This is a genomic window from Streptomyces sp. NRRL F-5727, from assembly GCF_000719555.1.
Lineage (GTDB): Bacteria > Actinomycetota > Actinomycetes > Streptomycetales > Streptomycetaceae > Streptomyces.
The window spans coordinates 1-22,719 of sequence record NZ_JOGX01000009.1 but is presented as its reverse complement, the minus strand read 5'-3'; the positions used below and the strand labels follow the sequence as shown (position 1 = coordinate 22,719).

General features: G+C 74.2%; 21 protein-coding genes, 7 tRNA genes and 1 pseudogene. 13 read left to right on the top strand and 16 right to left on the bottom strand.

The window, feature by feature from the left end; translation table 11 throughout:
• Nucleotides 1-204: 204 nt before the first annotated feature.
• Entirely contained in the window at nt 205-2,412 is a 2,208-nt protein-coding gene (locus IF73_RS0109385) for an elongation factor G-like protein EF-G2 (protein ID WP_031005505.1), read from the top strand.
• A gap of 175 nt (nt 2,413-2,587) precedes the next feature.
• The gene (locus IF73_RS0109380) at nt 2,588-4,246 is read left to right on the top strand and encodes a hypothetical protein (protein ID WP_031005502.1); all 1,659 of its coding nucleotides are present in this window, start codon (nt 2,588-2,590) and stop codon (nt 4,244-4,246) included.
• A gap of 65 nt (nt 4,247-4,311) precedes the next feature.
• Here IF73_RS0109380 and IF73_RS0109375 read toward each other — a convergent pair whose 3' ends face one another.
• On the bottom strand, nt 4,312-4,875 hold the full coding sequence (locus tag IF73_RS0109375) for an HIT family protein (RefSeq protein ID WP_031005500.1): 564 nt from the start codon (nt 4,873-4,875) through the stop codon (nt 4,312-4,314).
• A gap of 65 nt (nt 4,876-4,940) precedes the next feature.
• On the opposite strand from IF73_RS0109375, the gene IF73_RS0109370 reads away from it, so the two are divergent.
• Nucleotides 4,941-5,645, top strand: coding sequence for a potassium channel family protein (locus IF73_RS0109370; RefSeq protein ID WP_031005498.1), 705 nt, complete (start codon nt 4,941-4,943; stop codon nt 5,643-5,645).
• 15 nt (nt 5,646-5,660) lie between these two features.
• On the opposite strand, the gene thrS is transcribed toward IF73_RS0109370, so the two are convergent.
• From thrS to IF73_RS0109355, 3 genes are all read right to left on the bottom strand, one after another.
• Nucleotides 5,661-7,637 (bottom strand): threonine--tRNA ligase, encoded by a 1,977-nt coding sequence (gene thrS / locus IF73_RS0109365; protein WP_031005496.1) that lies wholly within the window; start codon nt 7,635-7,637, stop codon nt 5,661-5,663.
• A 111-nt stretch (nt 7,638-7,748) separates the two neighbouring features.
• Nucleotides 7,749-9,047: a hypothetical protein gene (locus IF73_RS0109360; protein WP_031005494.1), complete on the bottom strand. Its 1,299-nt coding sequence runs from the start codon at nt 9,045-9,047 to the stop codon at nt 7,749-7,751.
• Entirely contained in the window at nt 9,047-9,613 is a 567-nt protein-coding gene (locus IF73_RS0109355; protein WP_031005493.1) for a DUF4365 domain-containing protein, read from the bottom strand. The genes IF73_RS0109360 and IF73_RS0109355 overlap by 1 nt, the downstream gene beginning before the upstream one ends.
• Nucleotides 9,614-9,734: 121 nt before the next feature.
• Here IF73_RS0109355 and IF73_RS0109350 point away from each other — a divergent pair, with 121 nt between their 5' ends.
• The gene (locus tag IF73_RS0109350) at nt 9,735-10,463 is read left to right on the top strand and encodes a 3'-5' exonuclease (RefSeq protein ID WP_031005491.1); all 729 of its coding nucleotides are present in this window, start codon (nt 9,735-9,737) and stop codon (nt 10,461-10,463) included.
• A gap of 56 nt (nt 10,464-10,519) precedes the next feature.
• On the opposite strand, the gene IF73_RS0109345 is transcribed toward IF73_RS0109350, so the two are convergent.
• Nucleotides 10,520-10,591: transfer RNA gene (locus tag IF73_RS0109345), tRNA-Val, on the bottom strand.
• A gap of 45 nt (nt 10,592-10,636) precedes the next feature.
• The gene (locus IF73_RS0109340; protein ID WP_031005489.1) at nt 10,637-11,083 is read right to left on the bottom strand and encodes an SRPBCC family protein; all 447 of its coding nucleotides are present in this window, start codon (nt 11,081-11,083) and stop codon (nt 10,637-10,639) included.
• An 80-nt stretch (nt 11,084-11,163) separates the two neighbouring features.
• Between IF73_RS0109340 and IF73_RS38595 the strand changes: the two are divergent.
• A pseudogene (locus IF73_RS38595) lies at nt 11,164-13,607 on the top strand (SCO7613 C-terminal domain-containing membrane protein).
• Between the two features lie 60 nt (nt 13,608-13,667).
• Here IF73_RS38595 and IF73_RS0109325 read toward each other — a convergent pair.
• Together IF73_RS0109325 and IF73_RS0109320 are read right to left on the bottom strand one after the other, a co-directional pair.
• Nucleotides 13,668-13,742 (bottom strand) — tRNA-Val (locus IF73_RS0109325).
• 54 nt (nt 13,743-13,796) lie between these two features.
• Nucleotides 13,797-14,219 carry a TIGR02611 family protein gene (locus IF73_RS0109320; RefSeq protein WP_031005484.1) on the bottom strand — a complete coding sequence of 141 codons (423 nt, stop codon included), beginning with the start codon at nt 14,217-14,219 and terminating at the stop codon, nt 13,797-13,799.
• 189 nt (nt 14,220-14,408) lie between these two features.
• Here IF73_RS0109320 and IF73_RS0109315 point away from each other — a divergent pair, with 189 nt between their 5' ends.
• Nucleotides 14,409-14,822 carry an SsgA family sporulation/cell division regulator gene (locus IF73_RS0109315; protein WP_030493555.1) on the top strand — a complete coding sequence of 138 codons (414 nt, stop codon included), beginning with the start codon at nt 14,409-14,411 and terminating at the stop codon, nt 14,820-14,822.
• Nucleotides 14,823-15,024: 202 nt separating this feature from the next.
• Nucleotides 15,025-15,582 carry a CGNR zinc finger domain-containing protein gene (locus IF73_RS0109310; protein ID WP_031005482.1) on the top strand — a complete coding sequence of 186 codons (558 nt, stop codon included), beginning with the start codon at nt 15,025-15,027 and terminating at the stop codon, nt 15,580-15,582.
• Between the two features lie 33 nt (nt 15,583-15,615).
• Here the strand turns inward: IF73_RS0109310 and IF73_RS0109305 are convergent, their stop codons facing one another.
• Nucleotides 15,616-15,798, bottom strand: a complete 183-nt coding sequence (locus IF73_RS0109305; RefSeq protein ID WP_031005480.1) for a hypothetical protein — start codon at nt 15,796-15,798, stop codon at nt 15,616-15,618.
• Between the two features lie 132 nt (nt 15,799-15,930).
• Complete coding sequence (locus tag IF73_RS0109300) at nt 15,931-16,362, bottom strand: hypothetical protein (RefSeq protein WP_031005478.1); 432 nt, start codon at nt 16,360-16,362, stop codon at nt 15,931-15,933.
• Between the two features lie 191 nt (nt 16,363-16,553).
• Between IF73_RS0109300 and IF73_RS0109295 the strand changes: the two genes are divergently transcribed.
• A complete protein-coding gene (locus tag IF73_RS0109295) occupies nt 16,554-17,069 on the top strand; it encodes a DsbA family protein (RefSeq protein ID WP_031005476.1) in 516 nt (171 codons plus the stop codon).
• 21 nt (nt 17,070-17,090) lie between these two features.
• Here the strand turns inward: IF73_RS0109295 and IF73_RS0109290 are convergent, their stop codons facing one another.
• The 3 genes from IF73_RS0109290 to IF73_RS0109280 are packed head-to-tail and all read right to left on the bottom strand — an operon-like array spanning nt 17,091 to nt 19,883.
• Nucleotides 17,091-17,930, bottom strand: a complete 840-nt coding sequence (locus tag IF73_RS0109290; RefSeq protein ID WP_031005474.1) for a GNAT family N-acetyltransferase — start codon at nt 17,928-17,930, stop codon at nt 17,091-17,093.
• 43 nt (nt 17,931-17,973) lie between these two features.
• Entirely contained in the window at nt 17,974-18,804 is an 831-nt protein-coding gene (locus tag IF73_RS0109285; RefSeq protein ID WP_031005472.1) for an aminotransferase class IV, read from the bottom strand.
• Nucleotides 18,801-19,883, bottom strand: a complete 1,083-nt coding sequence (locus tag IF73_RS0109280) for a chorismate-binding protein (protein WP_031005470.1) — start codon at nt 19,881-19,883, stop codon at nt 18,801-18,803. Before IF73_RS0109280 ends, IF73_RS0109285 begins: the two co-directional genes overlap by 4 nt.
• A 233-nt stretch (nt 19,884-20,116) precedes the next feature.
• On the opposite strand from IF73_RS0109280, the gene IF73_RS0109275 reads away from it, so the two are divergent.
• The 5 genes from IF73_RS0109275 to IF73_RS0109255 all read left to right on the top strand — a co-directional run bounded on the left by IF73_RS0109275 (nt 20,117) and on the right by IF73_RS0109255 (nt 20,568).
• Nucleotides 20,117-20,189: transfer RNA gene (locus tag IF73_RS0109275), tRNA-Gly, on the top strand.
• Nucleotides 20,190-20,228: 39 nt separating this feature from the next.
• Nucleotides 20,229-20,302: transfer RNA gene (locus tag IF73_RS0109270), tRNA-Cys, on the top strand.
• Nucleotide 20,303: 1 nt separating this feature from the next.
• A tRNA-Val gene (locus IF73_RS0109265) sits at nt 20,304-20,375 on the top strand.
• A gap of 37 nt (nt 20,376-20,412) precedes the next feature.
• Nucleotides 20,413-20,478 (top strand) — tRNA-Val (locus tag IF73_RS0109260).
• An 18-nt stretch (nt 20,479-20,496) separates the two neighbouring features.
• A tRNA-Val gene (locus tag IF73_RS0109255) sits at nt 20,497-20,568 on the top strand.
• A gap of 125 nt (nt 20,569-20,693) precedes the next feature.
• Here IF73_RS0109255 and IF73_RS0109250 read toward each other — a convergent pair.
• The 3 genes from IF73_RS0109250 to IF73_RS41405 form a co-directional block, all read right to left on the bottom strand.
• The gene (locus IF73_RS0109250) at nt 20,694-20,975 is read right to left on the bottom strand and encodes a zf-TFIIB domain-containing protein (RefSeq protein WP_063833413.1); all 282 of its coding nucleotides are present in this window, start codon (nt 20,973-20,975) and stop codon (nt 20,694-20,696) included.
• Nucleotides 20,976-21,021: 46 nt separating this feature from the next.
• A complete protein-coding gene (locus tag IF73_RS0109245) occupies nt 21,022-21,999 on the bottom strand; it encodes a phosphotransferase family protein (protein WP_051716637.1) in 978 nt (325 codons plus the stop codon).
• Between the two features lie 235 nt (nt 22,000-22,234).
• On the bottom strand, nt 22,235-22,402 hold the full coding sequence (locus tag IF73_RS41405; protein ID WP_031005464.1) for a hypothetical protein: 168 nt from the start codon (nt 22,400-22,402) through the stop codon (nt 22,235-22,237).
• Nucleotides 22,403-22,719: the final 317 nt, after the last annotated feature.

Sequence of the window (22,719 nt, the reverse complement as noted above, 5' to 3'; positions counted from 1 at the left end):
GCCCGTGGCGCCGCACGGGAGCGCACCCGCCCCGTCGCGTCGGCGTACCCCGCGGGGGCCCACCGGTGTACGACGTATGGACGCGTCCCGGCGTCGGTGCAAAGCTCGAAGGGAAGCACCCGCGGGCAGCGCCGGAGCAGCGCCGCGACGCCACTCCCCCGCGCCCGCTCGATCCCTCACCGCCTCGCAGCCGGGAGGACCACCATGGGCGACAAGGCGCACACCCCCGCCGGGGCCGCCGGCAGGGCACCGACGGCCGACCGGCCCTCGGAGGTACGGAACGTGGTGCTGGTCGGCCACACCGGATCGGGCAAGACCACACTGGTCGAGGCGCTCGCCCAGACCGCCGGGGCGCTGACCCGGCCCGGCCGGGTCGAGGACGGGGCGACCGTCTCCGACTACGACGAGATCGAGCACCGGCAGCACCGCTCCGTCCAGCTCTCCCTCGTGCCGGTCGGCTGGCAGGGCTTCAAGATCAATCTGCTGGACACCCCCGGATACGCCGACTTCGTCGGGGAGCTGAGGGCCGGTCTGCGCGCGGCGGACGCGGCCCTCTTCGTCGTCTCGGCGGCCCAGGAGGCCGACGCGGTCGCCGCCTCCACCCGGATGGTCTGGGAGGAGTGCGCGGCCGTCGGCATGCCCCGCGCGATCGTCGTCACGCACCTCGACACCGCCCGCACCGGCTTCGACGAGCTGACCGGGGTCTGCGCCGGGCTCTTCGGCCGGGACGACCCCGACGCCGTCCTCCCCCTCTACCTGCCGGTGTACGGCCCCGAGGGCCCGGACGGGCACGCCCCCGCCACCGGTCTGATCGACCTGCTCTCGGAGCGGGTCCTCGACTACGCCACCGGCGGGCGGCGCGAGCTGCCGCCCGGGGACGCCGACCGGGAGCCGATCGCCGCGGCCCGGGCCCGGCTCATCGAGGGGATCATCGCCGAGAGCGAGGACGAGACCCTGATGGACCGCTACCTCGGCGGCGAGGAGATCGACGTCGGGACACTCGTCGGCGACCTGGAGAAGGCGGTCGCCCGGGGCGGCTTCCACCCGGTGCTGGCCGCCGCCCCCGCCGCCGACGGCGGCGGGCAGGGCCTCGGCACCGTCGAACTCCTGGAGCTGATCACGGGCGGCTTCCCCTCGCCGCTGGAGCACGAGCCGCCGGCCGTCACCACCCCCGACGGCACCCCCCGGCCGCCGCTCTCCTGCGACCCCGACGGGCCGCTGGTCGCCGAGGTGGTGAAGACCGCCGCCGACCCCTACCAGGGCCGCATCTCCCTCGTCCGGGTCTTCTCCGGCACCCTCCGCCCCGACGAGACGGTGCACGTCTCCGGGCACGGCCTCGCCGACCGCGGCCACGAGGACCACGACGTCGACGAACGGGTCGGCGCCCTCACCTCCCCCTTCGGCAAGCAGCAGCGGCCGATGGCGCACTGCGTCGCCGGCGACCTGGCCTGCGTGGCCCGGCTCGGCCGCGCCGAGACCGGCGACACCCTCTCCGCCAAGGACGACCCGCTCCTCATCGAGCCGTGGCCGATGCCCGAACCGCTGCTGCCGCTCGCCGTCGAGGCGCACAGCAAGGCCGACGAGGACCGGCTCTCGCAGGGCCTGGCCAAGCTGGTCGCCGAGGACCCGACCCTCCGCCTGGAACAGAACCAGGACACCGGGCAGGTCGTGCTGTGGTGCCTGGGCGAGGCCCACCAGGACGTCGTCCTGGAGCGGCTGCGCGGCCGCTACGGGGTGCGCGTCGACGCCGTGCCGTACCGGGTGCCGCTCCGCGAGACCTTCGGCGCCCCCGCCTCCGGCCGCGGACGGCACGTCAAGCAGTCCGGCGGGCACGGCCAGTTCGCCATCTGCGAGATCGACGTCGAACCGCTCCCGCCGGGCAGCGGCATCGAGTTCGTCGACAAGGTGGTCGGCGGCGCGGTCCCCCGCCCGTTCATCGGCTCCGTCGAGAAGGGCGTACGCGCGCAGGCCGCGCGCGGGGTCGCCGCCGGGCACCCGCTGGTCGACGTCCGGGTCACCCTCAAGGACGGCAAGGCGCACTCGGTGGACTCCTCGGACGCCGCCTTCCAGACCGCCGGGGCGCTCGCCCTGCGCGAGGCGGCCGCCGAGGTCCCCGTCCACCTCCTGGAACCGGTCGCCGAGGTACGGGTGCTCGTCCCCGACGAGTACGTCGGCGCGGTGATGAGCGACCTGTCCGGCCGGCGCGGCCGCGTCGTCGGCACCGACCAGGCCGGACCGGGCCGCACGGTCGTCCGGGCCGAGGTCCCGGAGATCGAGATCGGCCGGTACGCCATCGACCTGCGGTCCGTCTCGCACGGCACCGGCCGCTTCGACCGCAGTTACGCCCGGCACGAACCGATGCCCCCTCAGGTCGCCGAACGCCTCCGCGAACAAGCTGGAAAGCACCCCTAGTTGACGCGACGACAGCGGTTCCCGTCCGCCCGGCCCCGACCGGGCGGACGGGTTCCGGTCGCGGTTGTCCACAGGCGGTGACGCATACCACGCCGCCCGGTTACGCTGTGGTGCCCAGCTCGGAAGGTGTGCCGGGCACGGCAGTCGGGAACAGCCCGCACAGGTACTCGCGGTGATGGGGGCGGAAGTGGCGATCGACGGTTTCGGACCGGGGGCACAGATCCCGCTCCAGGGCGGCAGCGGCCTGACCGGGGCGACGAACGCGCTGGCGTCGGCGGCGTACCGGGACAGCCCCCTGGAGACCATCCAGGAAGCCGACAACGAGCACTACAAGACCACGCTCAAGAAGGGGAAGTGGGAGAAGCTCTTCCGCCCCGACCTGGGCGAGGCGTTCTCCCGCGCCGTGCAGGTCCGCATGCTCGGCGGCGGCCGCAAGGCGCTCGTCCAGTCCTTCGGCGCCGAGCCCCAGCCGGTCGTCGAGCACTGCCTGGCCGCCACCCACATCCGGCGCCGCCGGGACGTCAAGCTGACCCTGATCACCTTCTTCTGCGGCGTCCTCTTCCTGCCCGGCCTGCTGCTCTGGCTCGGCGTGATCCACCTGCGCCGCACCGCCGCCGGCTCGGAGAACAGGAAGACCAGCCTCATCGGCACGGTCCTGCTCTGGGCCGCCGTCCTCGTCGCCGCCCTGGTCCTCCTCCGCCTCCCCTTCGACGGCCTGCTCCCCAACTACCTGCGGGCGATGCTCGTCGCCCCGGTCGTCGGCTGGTACCTCGCGAGCCGGGTCTGCCTCAACGCCGCCGTGGACCTCCGCGAGCGCTGGACCGGACTGCTCAGCGGCGGCGGCGTCGGCGCCCACGTCCCGAAGTCCGTCCCGACCGACCCCGGCGAGAAGTCCGCGGAGGAGCTGCGGCTCAACCTGGAGAAGCTCTCCGCCGAACAGCAGTCCAACGTGGTCTTCTACGCCGGCACCAAGGGCATCCTCGGCCTCGGCACCCGCTGGGGCAGCTGGACCCTCGCCGAGGAGCTGGTCCCCGTCGACGGCCTGGAGATGCACGACTTCCGCGCCTGGGACCTGGTCCGCAAGATCCACGACCAGCTCACCCTGCTCGAGCGCGGCTCCCTCAAGTCCGGCTTCCCCAAGCCGACCGTGAAGCACTGGATCGTCTCCCCCGTCGGCGAGGGCGCCGACGAGGTCACCCGCCCCGAGGGCGACAACGTCGTCCACTTCCAGGTCAAGCCGCACGAGATACAGCGCATCTGCAACGAGCAGCAGTTCGGCGCCGGCAACCGCCACTACCTGGGCGTCCAGTTCATCCTCTGGGACGGGAACGTGGTGCTGACGATGATGGTCACCGTCACCTCCCTCCACCACACCCTGCGCATCGAGGTCACCGGCCACGCGCTCGGCCCCGTCCACGGCCTCTTCACCACCAAGCCCAAGGCGAAGACCAAGGAGGTCTCCAAGACCGTCCGCTTCTGGGAGACCAAGGAGATCCCGCAGCCGCTCCTCGGCACCGACGACATCGTCCGGCTCGCCGTCCGCGCCCCGCTCACCTGGTACCCGCCGGTCCTGGAGTTCCTCGGCGGCAAGATGACCCTCCCGGAGCCCTTCGGCCTCCGGCACGTCTGGGCCGGCCCGCTCTGGAAGAACCGCTTCATGGCCGACGACGCCATCCGCATGGCCACGCCCGTGCTCCGCGCCGTCCACACCGCGACGATCCGCTTCCTCGACGCGCACAACGTGGACACCGAGCGCTTCACCAGTCGGTCGCTCGTCCTCGGCGGGAGCGTGCAGGACCCGGGCCCGAAGAAGGCCGACGTCTACGATGCCTGACCTCCCCGGCGGAGCACGCCGACGGCCCCGGGGCGAGCGCCCCGGGGCCGTACGGACACGACGGGTCAGACGGTGGCCGGCCAGGCGTCGGCCAGCATCTTCCGGGTGTCGGCGAGCAGCTGCGGCAGGATCTTGGTGTGCCCGACGACCGGCATGAAGTTGGTGTCCCCGCCCCAGCGCGGCACCACGTGCTGGTGCAGGTGCGCCGCGATCCCGGCGCCGGCCACGGCGCCCTGGTTCATGCCGATGTTGAAGCCGTGCGCCCCCGACGCCGCCCGCAGGGCGATCATCGCCCGCTTGGTGAAGTCGGCCAGCTCGGCCGTCTCCGCCGCGTCCAGGTCGGTGTAGTCGGCCACGTGCCGGTACGGGACGACCATCAGGTGCCCGCCGTTGTACGGGTACAGGTTGAGGACCGCGTACACGCTGGAGCCGCGGGCGATCACCAGCGCGTCCTCGTCCGACTTCGAGGGGATCGAGCAGAACGGACAGCCGTCGTCGGCCCCCGGCCCGGTCGGCTTGTTCTCACCCTGGATGTACGCCATCCGGTGAGGCGTCCACAGGCGCTGGAACGCGTCCGGCGCCCCGACTCCGATCTGCTGCTCCGGCTCAGTCGTCATGCTGTGCAGCATATGGCGTCGCCCGTTCGGAACGTGTCGGCGGGGCGACGGAAGCCGCCCCGGGAGATGCTGACCGGATGAGCGACAGGCCCCCGAAACCGCCCCGCCAGGAACGGTGGGACCGCCGCATGGAGGTGCCGCTCGCGGTCGCCTCCCTCGTCTACCTCGCGGGGTACGCGGTCCGGGTCCTCGCCGAGGACCACCTGCCGCGCCTGGGCGCGGACCTGTGCCTCGCGGCCGTCCTGGGGGCCTGGGCGTTCTTCGCCGCCGACTACGGGGTACGGCTCCGGCTCAGCGGCCTCCACCCCCTCCGCTTCGTCCGCACCCACCTCCTGGACACGGTCGTCGTGCTGCTGCCGCTGCTGCGCCCGGTCCGGATGGTGACCCTCTACGACCGCGTGCAGCGCCGCCGGGACAAGCCGCGGCTCGGCCTCTACGCCCGGGTCATGGTCTACGCCGGCCTCTCGGTCTCCCTGCTCGGCTTCGCCGCCGCGCTCACCGTCTACCACTACGAGGCCGACGCCCCCGGCGCCTCGATCCGCACCTTCGGCGACTCGGTGTGGTGGGCCTGCTCCACCCTGTCGACGGTCGGCTACGGCGACGTGAGCCCGGTGACCCCGATCGGGCGGGTGGTCGCGGTGGGCCTGATGGCCTGCGGGCTGGGGCTGCTCGGCGCGGTGACGGGTTCGTTCTCGTCCTGGCTGATCCAGGCGTTCACGCGGGAGGACGAGAAGCCGGGGAACGGGGAAGGCCCCCGGGGGGATTCCCCGGGGGCCTCCTGAAGGACGCGCGGGCCGTCAGACCTGGACGCGCTCCTCGACGATCTTGGCGATCTTGGCGATGGCCTCGTCGGCGGGGATGCCGTTCTCCTGCGAACCGTCGCGGTAGCGGAAGGAGACGGCGCCGGCGGCCATGTCCTCGTCACCGGCGATGATCATGAAGGGGACCTTCTGCTTCTGCGCGTTGCGGATCTTCTTCTGCATCCGGTCGGAGGAGGAGTCGACCTCCACACGCAGGCCCTTCTTCTTCGCCTTGGCGGCGAACTCCTGGAGGTAGTCGACGTGGGCGTCGCCGATCGGGATGCCGGTCGCCTGGACGGGGGCGAGCCACGGCGGCATGGCGCCCGCGTAGTGCTCCAGGAGCACCGCGAAGAAGCGCTCGATGGAGCCGAAGAGCGCGCGGTGGATCATGACCGGGCGCTGCTTGGTGCCGTCCGGGGCGGTGTACTCCAGGTCGAAGCGCTCCGGCAGGTTGAAGTCGAGCTGGACGGTCGACATCTGCCAGGTACGGCCGATGGCGTCCCGCGCCTGCACCGAGATCTTCGGGCCGTAGAAGGCGGCGCCGCCCGGGTCGGGGGTGAGCGGCAGGCCCTGCTTCTCGGCGACCTGCTGGAGGACCGCGGTGGCCTCCTCCCACACCTCGTCGGAGCCGACGAACTTCTCCGGGTCCTTGGTGGACAGCTCCAGGTAGAAGTCGGTCAGACCGTAGTCCCGGAGGAGGTTCAGGACGAAGGTGAGGGTCTTGTCGAGCTCCTCCGCCATCTGCTCACGGGTGCAGTAGATGTGCGCGTCGTCCTGGGTGAAGCCGCGGGCCCGGGTCAGACCGTGCACGACGCCGGACTTCTCGTACCGGTACACGGTGCCGAACTCGAACAGGCGCAGCGGCAGCTCACGGTAGGAGCGCCCGCGCGCGTCGAAGATCAGGTTGTGCATCGGGCAGTTCATGGGCTTGAGGTAGTAGTCCACGCCCTCGTCGAGCTGCATGGGGGGGTACATGCCCTCGGCGTACCAGTCGAGGTGGCCCGACTTCTCGAACAGCTTGCCCTTGGTGGCGTGCGGCGAGTAGACGAACTCGTAGCCCTCCTCCTCGTGGCGCTTGCGCGAGTAGTCCTCCATGACCCGGCGGATGATGCCGCCCTTGGGGTGGAAGACGGCGAGGCCGGAGCCGATCTCGTCCGGGATGGAGAAGAGGTCGAGCTCGTTGCCCAGCTTGCGGTGGTCGCGCTTCTCGGCCTCGGCGAGGAAGTCGAGGTGCGCCTTGAGCTCGTCCTTCGACGGCCAGGCGGTGCCGTAGATGCGCTGGAGCATGGGGTTCTTCTCGCTGCCGCGCCAGTAGGCGGCCGCGTTGCGCATCAGCTTGAACGCCGGGATGTTCCGGGTGGTGGGCAGGTGGGGACCGCGGCAGAGGTCCTTCCAGCACAGCTCGCCCGTCTTCGCGTCCAGGTTGTCGTAGATGGTCAGCTCGCCGCCGCCCACCTCGACGTTCGCGCCGTCGTCGGTCGACGCGGCGCCCTTGATGCCGATGAGCTCCAGCTTGTACGGCTCGTCGGCGAGCTCCTCGCGGGCGGCCTCGTCGGTGACGACGCGGCGGGCGAAGCGCTGGCCGCGCTTCTGGATCTCCTGCATCTTCTTCTCGATGGCCTTGAGATCCTCGGGCGTGAACGGCTTCTCGACGTCGAAGTCGTAGTAGAAGCCGTCCCGGACCGGCGGGCCGATGCCCAGCTTGGCCTCGGGGAAGAGCTCCTGCACGGCCTGCGCCATGACGTGCGCGGTGGAGTGGCGCAGGATGTTCAGGCCGTCCTCGGAGGAGATCTCGACGCCCTCGACGGCGTCGCCGTCGGCGAGCTCGTACGAGAGGTCCTTGAGGTCGCCCGCGACACGGGCGGCGATGACGGTGCGGTCGTCGGCGAACAGGGCGCCGGCCGTGGTGCCCGCGCTCACCGTCCTCTCCTCGGGTCCTGAGGCGGTCTGGACGGTCACACGGACTTCGGACACGGGTACTCCATGCATCGGGGCGCTGGCAGACACGAGGTGCCGGCGCCGGCGGCGCGCGGCAGAGACGAGGTGCCGCGTCCCCTCGATCTTACGGGCCCGGCCGCGCCGCTCTCACCTCTCCTCCTCCGGCCCGCACGCCTCCTCGAAGAAGTCGAGGTTCTCGTGGAGGGACTTCATCAGCCGGTCCCGCTCGGCCTCGTCCACCTGCACCGGGACCACCCCGGTGGCGTCCGCCAGGCGCCGGAAGCCGCCACGGCTCTCCAGCCGGCCGACGACCCGGATCGGGAGGCCGACGAGGTGGGCGTGGCCCGCGGTGCGGTACGCCTCCTCGTCGAGGGTGACGCGGACGTGGCCGACGTCGGCGCCGCCGAGGACCCGGAGCCTGACCGTGCCCTCGCCGCGCGGCCCGGAGCGGCGGAGCCGGACGACGGCGCCGGTGATCCGGACCGGGACGGAGGGCTCGTCGGTGAGGTAGCGGGCGCCCGCCTCGCGCAGCGCGGGCAGGTCGCCGGGCGAGAACTCGACGGGCTCGGGCCGGGCGGCGCAGCCCTCCGGGACGCCGGCGGCCGGTGCCCAGGCGAGGGCGATGCGGGCGCCTTCCGTACCGCGGACGAGGGCGACGAGCGCGTCGGTGAGTTCGCGGCTGACGCCGGCCTCGACGGCGGAGTCGAACGCCTCCATGCCGCCGGTGGCGCGCTGGTAGTCGACGGCCTCCCGGGCGGCGTGCAGGGCGTGGTGGAGCCGGACGGCGACGGGGCGGCCGGGCGGGACCGGCAGGAAGGCGGTGAGGGCGCGGCCGCCGGGGTCGGTGCCGACGACGACGGGTTCGAGGGCGGCCTGGGCCGCGGCGCGGTGCCGGGAGCCGTGGTAGCCGGCCCGGCCGCGGACGGCGAGGGCGCCGGCGAGGAGGATCTTGCGGGCGGCGGAGCGGAGCCGTTCCTGCTCCGGCCAGGGCACGGTGCCGGCCGGGCCCTGGGGCACCTCGCGCCACCAGCGGATCTCGTCGCTGGGGACGGCGAGCCCGGTGAGGACCTCGCGGGCGGAGGGGGTGGCGCTGCGGGCGAGGGCGGTGAGGGCCTCGCCGATCAGGTCCTCGCTGTCGGGGAAGGCGAGGCTGTCGGGGACGAGGAGGCTGGTGCCGCCGCTTCCCGGCCCGCCGCCGGGCGGTGTCCAGCGGCCGTAGCGGCCGGCGGCGCCGCCGCGGCGCTGCCAGCCGTGCCGGGCGAGGAGGGCGCCGAGTACGCGCGGGTCCACCCGGCCGGGGTCGGGCACGCCGTCGCCGGCGGCGGCGGTCCAGGGGCCGGCGGGTTCGGCGGCGGGCACCGGGTGGGGCCGGTGGGGCGGCGGTACGGGGACGGGGCCGCGCGCGGCCCCGTCCCCGCGTCCGGGTTCGTCGATCGGTCGGTGCATCAGGGTCTCCCTCCCCGGCCGACCCGGGTCATGATCTCGCAGAGCGCCCGGTCGTCGAAGATCCGCGCCGTGGGGACGCGCACGGTGGTCCGGTGGCGTCCGGTGACCGGGTGCCCGGCCAGGTTCATCCAGTAGCAGCAGTGCCGCAGGTCGAGCCGGTCGTGGCTCGCTCTCAGCCAGTCCTCCGGGTCTCTCGGGACGATCATCACGACCAGGATCTTGTGCACGGCCACGGGGGTCCGGGCGAGTTTCACCAGGTGGTCGTTGTCGAGGGTGAAGGGGAAGGTGCTCCCCGTGGGGCGGGCCGGAAGCTGGTAGGTGCACTTGAGCTGCACCTTGATGGTGACCTCGTCGTCGACGGTGTGTCCGGGCGAGCCGTGGCTCACGTGCCAGTCGACGCCGTTGTCCGGGAAGGGCTGCGCGAGCGAGCAGCCCGCCGCGGCGGCGACGGCGTGCAGGTATCCCACCTGGAGGGTCTCCATGCAGGCGGTGGTGGCGAGTGAGCCGCGTGCCGGGTCCGCCCGCTGGGGCGGCAGCCCTCCCGACTCGGGCTGGGCGAGCGCCATGTGAACGTCCTTCCCCGTCACCCCTGTTGTGACCGGTCCGCGTACGCCGCAAACAGGGCGGGTATCACCGGATCGGGGCAGGGGGTTGGCCATCTGCCGCGCGGGTGCGAGGAGTTCGGGGATGACGACGAACTGGTACGAAGGGCCCCTGGCCGCTTTCGACACGGAGACCACCGGAGTGGACGTCGAGCAGGACCGGATCGTGTCCGCCGCGCTCGTCGTCCAGGACGCGGCCGGGGCGCGGCCCCGGGTGACCCGCTGGCTGGTCAATCCGGGCGTTCCGGTGCCGGAAGGGGCCACGGCGGTGCACGGGCTGACGGACGATCACCTCCAGCGGAACGGCCGGTGGCCGTCGCCGGTGATGGAGGAGCTGGGGCGCGCCCTGGCGGAGCAGAACGCGGCGGGCCGGCCGCTGGTGGTGATGAACGCGCCGTTCGACCTCACCATCCTGGACCGGGAGTTGAGGCGCCATCGGGCGTCGTCGCTGGGCCGCTACCTGGAGCACACCTCGCTGTGCGTGCTGGATCCGCGGGTGCTGGACAAGCATCTGGACCGGTACCGCAAGGGCCGCCGGACGCTGACGGACCTGTGCGCGCACTACGAGGTGGAGCTGGCGGGGGCGCATGACGCGGCGGCGGACGCCACGGCGGCGCTGGAGGTGGTGCGGGCGGTCGGACGGCGGTTCGCGTCCCGGCTGGAGCGGTTGTCGCCGGCGGAGCTGCACACCCTCCAGGCGGTGTGGCACGCGGCGCAGGCGCGGGGTCTGCAGGCGTGGTTCACGCGGCAGGGGACGCCGGAGCTGGTGGATCCGGCGTGGCCGCTGCGACCGGAGCTGCGGAAGGCCGCGTGAGGGGGCCGGAGACGGCTGAGGCCGGTCCGTCGTACTGACGGACCGGCCTCTCCCGGTGGGCGATACTGGGATCGAACCAGTGACCCCTTCGGTGTGAACGAAGTGCTCTCCCGCTGAGCTAATCGCCCGGGAACGGGTTGAACCATACAGGGATCCCGGGCCGGGTTCCAAATTCATCCGGAGCGCAGGCGGGCGGTGAGCCCGCGCCGGCCTCCGCGCATCATCAGGGCGTGGTTGGCGCGGAAGAAGGGGCGGCCGGGGACGGCGAGGAGGCGGAGCAGCCGGGCGCGGACCTCGACCTCCTGCTCGTACAGGGCGTGGGTGCCGGCGCCGTCGGGGGTGAGGGTCCAGCGGGCCCAGCCCTCCAGGTCGCCGTCGAGCCGGACCTCCAGGACGCGGGCCTCGGGGTCCTGGCGCAGGGCGCGGGCGGTGACGTGGAGGTCGTACGGGAGCAGCGAGCGGAAGCGGGCGGTGCCGGTGGTGTCGTCGCGGGGGACGACGGCGCGGACCTGGGGCCACCAGCGGGGGTACTCCTCGGCGTGGGCGAGGACGGCGTAGACGCGATCGGGAGGGGCGGCGAGCCGCCAGACGCTGCGGAAGCGGTACCGGCACCAGTCCATGGGTCCAGTGTGGGTACTCGGGTCGGATCTGAGTAGCAGCGCGCATTCCCGGGGCGCGGGCGTGGCGCGACACTCCGGTCATGAACATGAAATTGCCTCCGGCCGAGGAGCTGCGGCTCGTCGACGAGGAGCTGGGCCGACTCGACGCGCGCCGGGCCGAGTTGCTGGCGCGGCGGGCGTGGCTGCTGGGCGTGCTGTACTCCCCCGCCGGGCGGCCGGCCGCGCCGTTCGGGGGCGGGGCGGCACCGGCGGAGACCTCGCCGCGCGGGGCGCAGAACGCGCTGCTGACGCTGGGCGGGGTCCTGCTGGCGGTGGCGGCGCTCGCGTTCACGCTGGTGAGCTGGGGCTCGATGGGGATCGCGGGGCGTTCGGCGGTGCTGCTGGCGGTGACGTCGGCGACGCTGGCGGCGCCGGCGGTGCTGCTGCGCCGGGGGCTGGCGTCGACGGCGGAGGCGGTGGGCGCGCTGGGTCTGGTCCTGACGGTCCTGGACGCGTACGCGCTGCACCGGGTGGCGCTGCCGGGGACGGACGGGACGGGGTACGCGGCGGTGGCCGCGGCGGTCCTGGCGGGTCTGTGGGCGGGGTACGGCGGTCTGCTGCGGGGGCTGCGGCTGCCGTTCCCGGCGGCGGTGGCGGCGGCGCAGCTTCCGCTGCTGCTGGGCGCGGTGGCGGCCGGGGGCGGTCCGGCGGTCGTGGCGTGGGCCGGGGTGCTGACGGCGGCGGCGGATCTGCTGCTGCTCGCGCGTCCGGTGGGGCTCGCGGCGCGGATCACGGCGGGGGCGTCGGCGGGCGTGCCGGCGGCGGGGGCGCTGCTGACGGGCGGCTGGCTCTCGGTGACGAGCCCGTGGACCGGCGCTCCGCTGCTGGCCGGCTGTGCGGCGCTGTGCCTGTACGGGGTCCGGGCGGCGCGTCCGGCGGCCGGGGCGCTGGCGGCGGTGGCCGGTCTGGCCCTGGTGGCGGCGGTGGCCGGTCCGGTGCGGGCGGCGCTGCCGGCGGACTGGGCGGTGCCGGTGTACGTGGTCGCCGGGCTGGCCCTGGCGGCGCTGTGGCGGCCGGTCCGGGCCGTTCGGATCCCGGAGGCGGTCCGGGCAGGGTTCGGGCTCGCCGGGGGCGGGGTGGCGGCGCTCGGGGTGGTGTGGGCGCTGCCGCCGGTGCTGGGCGGGCTGCTGGGCCCGGCCGCCCGGGGCGCGGGCGTCTGGTCCGGGGTGCACGCGGAGCCGGTGCCCGGCGGGTATCCGGCGACGGCGGCCCTGGTGCTGCTGCTCGCCGCGGGCGGGGCGGCGGCGGCCGGACGGCTGTGGGGCCGGTGGGGCGCGGTGGTGCTCGGCTGGGCGCTGCTGACGGCGCTGCCGGTGGTCCTGGGGCTGCCGTACGCGGCGGGGCTCGCGGTCCGGCTGGTGGCGACGGGCGGGGCGCTGGCCCTGGCGGTACGGCCGGGGGCGCTCACGCGCGGCCTGCCGGAGCCCGTGCCGGCGCCGGAGCGCCCGGCGGGTGCCTGGGGCGCCGCGTGGACGGCGGTGCCTGGGGCGCCGCGTGGACGGCGGGGGCGCAGGCGGCTCCCGTGGCGCCGGCGGCGGTGCTCGCCTGGACGGGTCTGGCGGCCGGGGCCGCCTCGGCGGCCTCGGCGCTGCTTCTGGCGCTGGACACGCGGGCGGCGACCTTCGTGGTGCTGGGGGTGCTGCTCGGGCTGTTCGGGGCGGTGGCCGCGCTCGGGGCCGGTGCGGTCCGTGAGGCGGCGGCGTCGGCGGCGGTGCTCGTGGCGGCGGGGCTGGTGGGCGCGGCGGCCGCGGCGGCGGGGTTCGCCCCGGCCGTGGCCGGTCTGGTGCTGCTGCTGGTCCCGGCGGGCACGGCGGCCGTGGCGGTGCGGTTCCGGTCGGCGGCGGTGGAGGTGACCGGGGTGGTGGTGGGCGCGGTGGCGCTGGCGCTCACGGTGCCGCGTCCGGCGGTGCTGGCCCTGGCGCTGGCGCTGGGCGGGCTGATCGCGGCGGCGACGGCGCTGCGGCCGGAGCGGCGGCGGGCGGCCTCGTGGGCGGCGGGGGCGCTGTTCCTGGCGGCGGCCTGGGTGCGGCTGACGGTGTGGGGGGTGACGGTGCCGGAGGCGTACACGCTGCCGGTGACGGTGCCGGCTCTGGTGGTCGGCTTCCTGCGGCGGCGCCGGGACCCGGCGGCCTCGTCCTGGGTCGCGTACGGCCCGGGTCTCGCGGCGACGCTGCTGCCGAGCCTGGTCGCGGTCTGGTCGGACCCGTCCTGGGTGCGCCCGCTGCTGCTGGGCACGGGGGCGCTGGCGGTGACGCTGCTGGGAGCGCAGTTCCGGCTGCGGGCGCCGCTGCTGCTCGGCGGGGCGGTGCTCGCCCTGGTGGGGGTGCACGAGCTGGCGCCGTACGTGGTGCAGCTGGTCGGGGCGCTGCCGCGCTGGCTGCCGCCGGCGGCCGCGGGGCTGCTGCTGCTCGCGGTGGGCGCCACGTACGAGCGGCGGCTGCGGGAGGCGCGGCTGCTGCGGGAGCGGCTGGCCCGGATGCGGTAGCCGGGCCCGGATGTGCCGAGGGCCCGGAGACGGTGATCGTCTCCGGGCCCTCGTGCCGGGTGGTGGGCGATACTGGGATCGAACCAGTGACCCCTTCGGTGTGAACGAAGTGCTCTCCCGCTGAGCTAATCGCCCCGGCGCATCGCCAACATTACCGCATGTCAGCGGGGCCTTCGAACCACCCCCGGGTCATTCGTCGATCTTCCAGGGCATGACGATGCCGAACTTCCAGAGGTACCAGCCGAGCAGCGCGGCGATGATCACCACGCCGATGACGGTGAGGGTGATGTTGCGGCGCCGGACCTTGGGGTCGAGGGCGCGCTGGGCGGCCTCGGTGACCTTGCGCTTGGTCCAGCGGAGCACGATCTGCGCCCAGACGAACTCGGTCGCCCAGATCGCCATGCCGGCGAAGATGACGAGCCAGCCCGGCCCGGGGAAGACCAGCATGAGGATGCCCGCCCCGATCACGGCGAGTCCGACGATGAAGACGCCGACCTGCCAGCTCAGATGCAGGCCCCGGCGGGCCTTGATGAACTCCGGTGCTCGGGATCCCAGTTCGGCCTCGCCGTCGTGGGGGGACCCGGGGGCGCGCTCGTCACTCTCCGCATTCATGGGGCCAATTTACCCGACACACGAGCCCCACCGGTATGGCGGTATTACCCAAAGTTACATACCGCCGTCCGAGCTACCTGAACGATCACAAAACCGACAGAGGGGTTTACAACGGCACCGGAGGTGGCATGTCGATTTCGCCGACGTGCGAATCCCCGAGCGCACACTGAGCGAAAGGCCCTGGCGCTTATGAACACCGTGGTGAGCTGCGAGCTGCACCTGCGCCTCGTTGTGTCGAGCGAGTCCTCACTGCCTGTACCCGCGGGCCTGCGGTATGACACGGCGGATCCGTACGCCGTGCACGCCACCTTCCACACCGGAGCCGAGGAGACGGTCGAGTGGGTCTTCGCCCGCGACCTTCTCGCCGAGGGGCTGCACCGGCCCACCGGCACCGGCGACGTCCGGGTCTGGCCGTCCCGTAGCCACGGCCAGGGCGTCGTCTGCATCGCGTTGAGCTCGCCCGAGGGCGAGGCCCTGCTCGAGGCCCCCGCGCGGGCCCTGGAATCGTTCCTCAAGCGGACGGACGCCGCGGTGCCACCGGGCACCGAGCACCGGCACTTCGACCTCGATACCGAGCTGTCCCACATCCTGGCCGACAGCTGAGCCAGGCCCTGTGCCGTACGGCGCCGTCTTAACTCGGGGAGACGGCGCCGCGCGGGCGGCTTCCCCGCACGACCTCGGCGTCCTTCACCGCGCAGCCGGCGCGGTGAGGGGCGCCGTCGCGGTTTTCCCGCGGTTTTCCGGGGCGCGCTAGAGTCGACGCCAAACCACGGGCGCCCGCCCGCGGCCGGCCAGGGAGCGTAGCGTGCTCATCCCCCACGACACCCGGATCGCCCTCGACACCGTCGTCGATCTCATGAACACCGCCGCGCAGGGCGACCGTGAGGACACGCTCACGGACCTCGCCGCGCTGGGCGTCTTCGTGCGCGAGCACCGGATCAGCGACGTGGGCGACCTGACGCCGGAGGACCTGCGGGCCGTCCGTGACGTGCGGGACCGCTTCGCCGCCGTCTTCTCCGCCCCGGACGCCAGGATCGCGGCGCCGCTGATCAACCAGCTGGTGGCCGCCGCGGGCACGACGCCGCAGCTCACCGACCACGACGGCTACGACTGGCACGTGCACTACTTCGCGCCGGGCGCCTCGGTCGCCGACCACCTGGCCGCCGACTGCGGGATGGCGCTGGCCTTCATCGTGGTCTCGGGCGAGCGCGAGCGGCTGCGCCGGTGCGAGGCGCCGGACTGCGGCCGGGCCTTCGTCGACCTCTCCCGGAACCGGTCCCGCCGCTACTGCGACAGCCGCACCTGCGGCAACCGGCTCCACGTGGCCGCCTACCGGGCCCGCCGCAAGGAGGCCGCCGGCTGACCCCGCGCCGCGCGCGGACGCCGGCGGGACGCGTCACAGCACGTACAGGTCGTGCAGGGCCGCCATCAGGAGCAGTGCCCCGATCACCGCCAGGAAGATCATCAGCGGCGGCTGCGACAGCGCGAAGAGACAGCCCCTCGGTTCGTCGGCCGGAGGGTCGGCGGCGGGGACGGACTCGGTGGAGGCGGGGGCGGGTTCCCGCGAGGTATCCAGCATCTCGGGGGGATGATCGCGCACCGCGAGCCCCCGAAAGGCCGGAAACCGCCCCACGGTGGGGCGGTTCATCCCTTCCCGTGGATCTCCGGCGCACCGCCCGGTCGCAGCCCGGCAGGCAACGGCCAGAACCGGTCAGATTCCGTGCTTCTTCAGAATCGCCTCGATGTCGCTGAAGTCCTCCGCACCCGTGGCGCCGGCCGTCGGACCCGACGCGGGCCGGGCCAGCGCGTCCCGGCCCCCGGCCCGCGCGGAGGCCCCGGGCGCGACCGCCGCCGGCTCCGCTCCCCCGCCCGCCGCCTTCCGGCCACCGCGGCGACGCTCGACGCCCCGGACGGTCAGCAGGAGCAGCCAGGCCACCCCGAGCACGCCGAAGCCGGCCCAGGCGACCGGACTGAAGACGGTGTCGAAGGCCCACTCGACGGCACCGGTCATCACCAGGCCGAGCGGCACCAGCGACCAGGCGGCGATCCGCGCCGCGGACAGGTACCTCTTCCGGTAGGCCGTGATCGCGGCGATTCCCAGGCCCGCCGCGGACACCGCGGAGCAGATGGTCTCGGCGAGCATGCGATCCTCCAGGTCCCGGGTGATACGTCCCTTCCATCCTGCACCGCACCGGCCGCCCGGGGCCACGCCCGCGGCCCGGTCTCAGGGAGATCTCCGGGTCGTCCCGTCGGGGATCTCCTCCTCAGGTCCCGGTCCGGCATCCGCCGGTGCCGATTGCGGGTCCGGGCGGCCCGGCTGGAAGACTGCGGCACATGACTGACTCCACCACCGCATCCCCCTCCCCGGTCGTCCTGGAGGCGTGGTTCGACCTCCAGTGCCCGGACTGCTTCCAGGCCCTCGACGACGTCCACGCCCTGCGCGAGAAGTACGGCGACCGGCTCGACGTACAGCTGCGCCACTTCCCGCTCGCCAAGAACAAGCACGCCTACGCCGCCGCCCAGGCCGCCGAGGAGGCGGCCGACCAGGGGCAGGGCTGGCCGTACGCGGAGGCGCTGCTGGCCAGGACCGCCGACCTCGCCGACCGGGGCGAGCCGGTGCTCCTGGAGGTGGCGGCCGGACTCGGCCTGGACGCCGAGGAGTTCGACACCGCCCTGATCGACGGCCGGCACCTGCTCACCGTCGACGCCGACCAGGCCGAGGGCCAGGCCCTCAAGGTCACCGGCACCCCGACCTACGTCATCGGCGGGGAGCGCCTCGACGGCGGCAAGAGCCAGGAGGGCCTGCGGGCCCGGATCGAGGAGATCGCCGACCGGCTGCTGGCCGGCTGACCGCCCGTCCCGCGCGGTGCCTCAGAGCAGCGGCTTGGCGCTGTTGAGGTACGTCGTGCGGTAGCCGAGCGACTCGTACAGGCGGATCGCCGGGGTGTTGCCCGCGAAGACGTGCAGTCCCAGCAGGGTCTCCCCGGCCTCCCGCGCCGCGCGCTCGGCGAGGAGCATCAGCGTCCGGCCGTACCCGTGGCCGCGGTGCTCCTCGGCGACCGCGACGTCGTAGACGTACGCGGCGCTCACCCCCGGTTCCAGCTGCCGCACCCCGGTCCACACGTGTCCCACCGGCCGTCCGCCGGCGAGGACCACCTGGATCGCGGTGCCGGGGGTGGCGAGCCCCCGGGGCAGCAGCTCGCGGTGGCTGGCCTCGGCCTTGGCGCGGGCCCGGTCCTCCGGGACGCCGCGGTCGATCCAGCTGCGGGCGAAGGCGTCCCTGGCGGCCGCCTCCCACTCCGTGAACTCCTCGTCCGTCATCGGGCGGGACTCGGTCCCGGCCGGCGGCGCGGGAGGCTCGGCGGCCAGCTCCTTCACCATGTTCCGGCTGATCTCGGTGTAGCCGAGGGCGCGGGCCAGCGCCAGCGCGGCGCCCGCGTCCGCGGGGACCGATATCTGCACGTCCTTGCAGCCCCAGCCGCGCAGCACCTCCTCGGCGGCGAGCGCCGCCACCGCGCCCCTGCCCCGGCCCCGGTCCGGCTCGTCGACCCGGAGCCGTTCGATCAGCCCCGACGCGGCCCCGAAGTGGGGGTCGGTGGCAACGTGGACCGAACCGACCCGGCGGCTGTTCACGCAGATGTCGTAGGTGCGCGAGCGGCCGCCGTCGGCGGAGTGCTGGAGCGGCTCGGACGGCCGCAGGGTGGTGGTCATCACCGGAGTTCTACCCACCCGGCGGGCCCGCCGTCATCCGGATTCAGCCGAGGCGCGGGTCCCGGTCCGCGGCGGCCCGCTCCTCGAAGATCCGCATGGCCTTGGCGGTGACCGGGCCGGGGGCGGCGGTGAGCTCGCGCCCGTCCACGCGGTGGACGGCCTGGACGTCCCGCAGGGTGGAGGTGAGGAAGACCTCCTCGGCGGTCCGCAGCACGTCGAGCGGCAGGTCGGTCTCGACGGCCCCGGTCCACTCGGCGGCGAGGGCGCGGGTGATGCCGGCGAGGCAGCCGGAGGAGACCGGCGGGGTGTGGATCCGGCCGTCGAGGACCACGAAGACGTTGGAGCCGGTGCCCTCGCAGAGCTGCCCGACGGTGTTGCCGAAGAGGGCCTCGGTGGCGCCGGCCTCCTTCGCCCGGGCGAGGGCGACGACGTTCTCCGCGTACGAGGTGGTCTTCAGGCCCGTGAGGGCGCCGCGCTCGTTGCGGGTCCAGGGGACGGTGATCACGGCGGTGGTGTCGGCGCGGCGGGAGGTCTCGCCGACGGCGACGACGAGGCCGGGCCCGGCGCCGCCGCGCTCCGAGCCGAGCGGGGAGAGGCCGCCGGTGTAGGTGATGCGGAGCCGGCCGAGCTCCATCGGATTGGCCTCCAGGACGGCGGCGCAGGCCCGGCGGACCTCGTCGAGGTCCGGGTCGGGCAGGCCGAGGCCGCGGGCGGAGCGGGTCAGCCGCTCCAGGTGGAGGGTGAGGGCGAACGTTTCGCCGCGCTCGGCCTTGACGGTCTCGAAGACGCCGTCGCCGACGGTCAGCCCGTGGTCCAGGACGGAGACCCGGGCGGCCTCCTCGTCGTACAGCCCGCCGTTGACCCAGATCTTCATCGAGAGATGGCCTTTCCGCTCGCCTCGGGAACGTCCGTGTCCGGGGCGCCCGACTGATAGGCGCCCGACGCTATCGCGACCAGCCGGGCCGCCTTCAGCTCGGTCTCCTCCCACTCCCGCTCCGGGTCGGAGCCCCAGGTGATCCCGGCGCCGGTGCCGAAGCGGAGGACGCCCTCCGGGCGGTCGATCCAGAAGGTGCGGATGCCGACGGCCAGCTCGCCGTGGCCGCTGTCCGCGTCCACCCAGCCGACGCCGCCGCAGTAGGGGCCGCGGGGCGCGGTCTCCAGCGCCTCGATGATCCGCAGGGCGCTGGACTTGGGGGCGCCGGTGACGGAGCCGGGCGGGAAGGTGGCGGCCAGCAGCTCGGGCCAGCCCGCGTCCTCGCGCAGCACCCCGCTGACGGTGGAGACGAGATGGACGAGGCCGGGGTGCTCCTCGACGTCGCAGAGGGCGGGAACGGCGACGGAGCCGGTCTCGCAGACGCGGCCGAGGTCGTTGCGGACCAGGTCCACGATCATCACGTTCTCGGCGTGGTCCTTGGGCAGGAGGTCGGCGGCGGTGCGGCCGGTGCCCTTGATGGGGCCGGAGGAGACCCGGCCGCCCTCGCGCCGGAGGTACAGCTCGGGCGAGGCGGTGGCGATCTCCACGCCGTGCGCGGGCAGCCGGATCGTCCCGGCGTACGGGGCGGGGTTGCCGGCCGCGAGCAGCGCGGTGAGGGCGTCCACGTCGGCGGCGGCCGGGTCGGGCAGCGGCGCGCTCATCACCCGGCAGAGGTTCGCCTGGTAGACCTCGCCGCGCGCGATGTGCTCGCGCACCGTCCGCACGCCCGCGGTGTACGCGGCGCGGTCGAGCGAGGACGTCCAGTCACCGGGCCGGGGCCCGGACCAGGCGCCGGGGACGGCGGGGGGCACCGGCGCCCTGCGGACGTCTCCGAAGCGGGCACAGGTGAGCCGGCCCTCGAAGTCGGCGCAGACGGCCCAGAAGCCGGCGGAGTCCAGCGCCTCCGGGTCATGGGTGACATCCCGGAGATCGGTCGCGACGAGGCCGCCGAAGCGGGCCAGGGGAGCAAGGTCGTACACGGATCGAGTCTAGGTCGGCCGGGACGGGAGCACGGGGCGTGCGGTCGGCGGGGGCTGCGCGCGACCCCGGGGACACGGCGGGTGAACACCGTTCGAACCCTCCGGGAGGCCCGGCCGGGCACCGCGAAGGGCCCGCAGGTCAGCACGCTGCGGAAACGCGTTTTTGTACTGGCCCGGGAATCCGCTAGAGTTCAACACGTCGCCGGGACGCGCAAGCGGACCGGAACCGACAAGCGGACGTGGCTCAGTTGGTAGAGCATCACCTTGCCAAGGTGAGGGTCGCGAGTTCGAATCTCGTCGTCCGCTCGATGTGGGGGATCTTCCCGAACCCCCGTTATCACTCCTGGTGGAGTGGCCGAGAGGCGAGGCAACGGCCTGCAAAGCCGTCTACACGGGTTCAAATCCCGTCTCCACCTCCAAGGACGATTAGCTCAGCGGGAGAGCGCTTCCCTGACACGGAAGAGGTCACTGGTTCAATCCCAGTATCGTCCACTGGACCCTCGGGTCCTGGATCCCCGGATCCCCCGCGCGATTAGCTCAGCGGGAGAGCGCTTCCCTGACACGGAAGAGGTCACTGGTTCAATCCCAGTATCGACCCCTCGGGGTGCGTCCCGCGCGATTAGCTCAGCGGGAGAGCGCTTCCCTGACACGGAAGAGGTCACTGGTTCAATCCCAGTATCGCGCACAGAACGACGAGGCCCCCGGCTGCCACGAGCAGCCGGGGGCCTCGTCGTCGTGCGGGCCTTCGTGCGGCAGGGACGCACGCCGGCCCCGGATCCGCGGGTCGCGGTTCCGGGGCCGGGGCGGGGCTCAGGAGGAGAAGAGCATGCGGCCGAAGCCGCGCTGGCGGTAGTGACCGCCGTGGTGACCGCCGTGCTGGGCGCCCCAGGCGGGTGCCGCCGGGGCCGGGGCCGGGTACGCGGCCGGCGGGGCGGGCGGCGCCGGCGGGGCCTGCCACTGGGACTCCAGGCGGGTCAGGGCCTCCAGCTCGCCGTAGTCCAGGAAGATGCCGCGGCAGCCGCTGCACTGCTCGATCTGGACGCCGTTGCGGTTGTACGTGTGCATCGCCGCGTGACACTTGGGACACTGCATGCTCGGCTCAACTCCCTGCCGTTGCCGTTCGAATGATGACCTCACTTTATGGGGACGCCGGGGAGGCGGAAGCGGTTCGGGCGTCCGAGATCCTGGCGCAGGTGTCGATCATCACGCCCTCGACCTCGTCGAGTTCCCGCCGCTCCGCCGTGGACTTGGCCACCGCCAGGGCCGCGGTCTGCACGGTCAGGGCCCTGGCCGGCCGGTCCAGCCGCGCCCACGGATCCGCGCCGACGGCCGGGCCGCCCGCCGCCTCGTAGGCGCCGAGGAACCGCGTCCACACCTCCGCCGGGAGCAGCCCGGCGGCGAACCAGGCGGCGGGGCGGGCCAGATCCCAGGCGGGGTCGCCGAGTCCGGCGTCGTCGACGTCGATGAGGCGCCACTCGCCGCGGAAGTCCCGGACGAGCTGGCCGAGATGGAAGTCGCCGTGGCACAGGTACGCGCGCGTGCCGCCGGTCTCGCCCGCGGTGACGGTCCGCCAGGCCGCGAGGACGGTGGCCGCGGCCGGATGGTCCGGGGCGGCGCGGAGCATCCGGCCGACGGCCAGGGCCGCCTTCTCGGGGGCGCGCATGACGGGCGGCGGGCCGGCCGGCCCGGACGGCGGCGGCGTGCGGTGCAGCAGGGCGAGGAGGCGGGCCGCCTCCTCCCAGGGGGCGGCGTCGGGGTCCGCCGGGTCGACCGGGGGTCCGTACGGCCAGACCGTCACCGGCCGTCCGGCGACCGGCTCCGGGCGGGGGCCCGGGACCGGCGGAAGGAGGATCCCGCCGAGGTCCGGGTGGGCGGCGAGGGCGAGCCGGGCCGAGTGCGCCCCGTGGTCGGTCCCGGGGGCGTGCGCCTTGGCGACGAGCCCGCCGTGCCGGACGACGGTACCGTCCTCCCGGTCCGCCAGGACCCGGACCGCCTCCGGGTCGCACCGGCAGGCTCCCCCACCGTGCACGGCCTCGCGGGCGAGCCGGGCGAGCGCCGCCGGCACGTCGCCGGGCGGCGGCTCGTGGGCCTGGGGCGCGGTCTGTGCGAGGTCCATCCGGTGAGCGTACGCGGCACGCGGGACGGGGCGGCAGGGGCCTCGGGCCGATGCGAGGGTGCGTACAGGGAGTGCCGTCACGAGGAGGGGTCGGCACCGGGGGTGGGTACGCGGAGGGGCCGGTCGGCTCCCCGGCCGACCGGCCCCTGCGCTGTCGTCCGCCGCACCCCCGTCCCCACGGGGCTGTCGGCCGATGTCCCCGACCCGGGCCGCTCTCCCGGGTCCGGGGCGCCGCTCAGCGCCCCAGCATCACGCCCACGGACGACGCCTGTGTGACCACCGCTTCCCAGCCGCCGAAGACGACCACGAGCAGGGCCGCGAGAGGGAGGACCATGGCGGTGGCGACCAGGGGGTGACGGCGTCCCGCGGGGCGGGGGGTCGACCGGTGTGCCGTGAAGGCCATGGTCCTCTCCTGTCGGTCTCTGTATCGCCAGTTCCCGTGCGGGTTCCGGTGCGGTGGGCGCGTTTCCTCGGGGGACGAGAGTCGCGCCCACCGCATGACCTCAACACTAGGGAGCGGAAGGGGCCCGGGCGTCATGCCCGCGTACCGGCTTGCGGGCCTACGGGAGGATGACGCCGCTCCTCCCGGCGTACTCCCCTGGGTGGAGACGGGGGCGCGCGGGTCGGGGTCATCCCGGAAGGGACGCGCCCCCGCGCTCCGGGACGGAGGGCCGGGGTGACATGGGTCACGTCCGCCGGGGAGCGGGGCGGGGCAGGGGG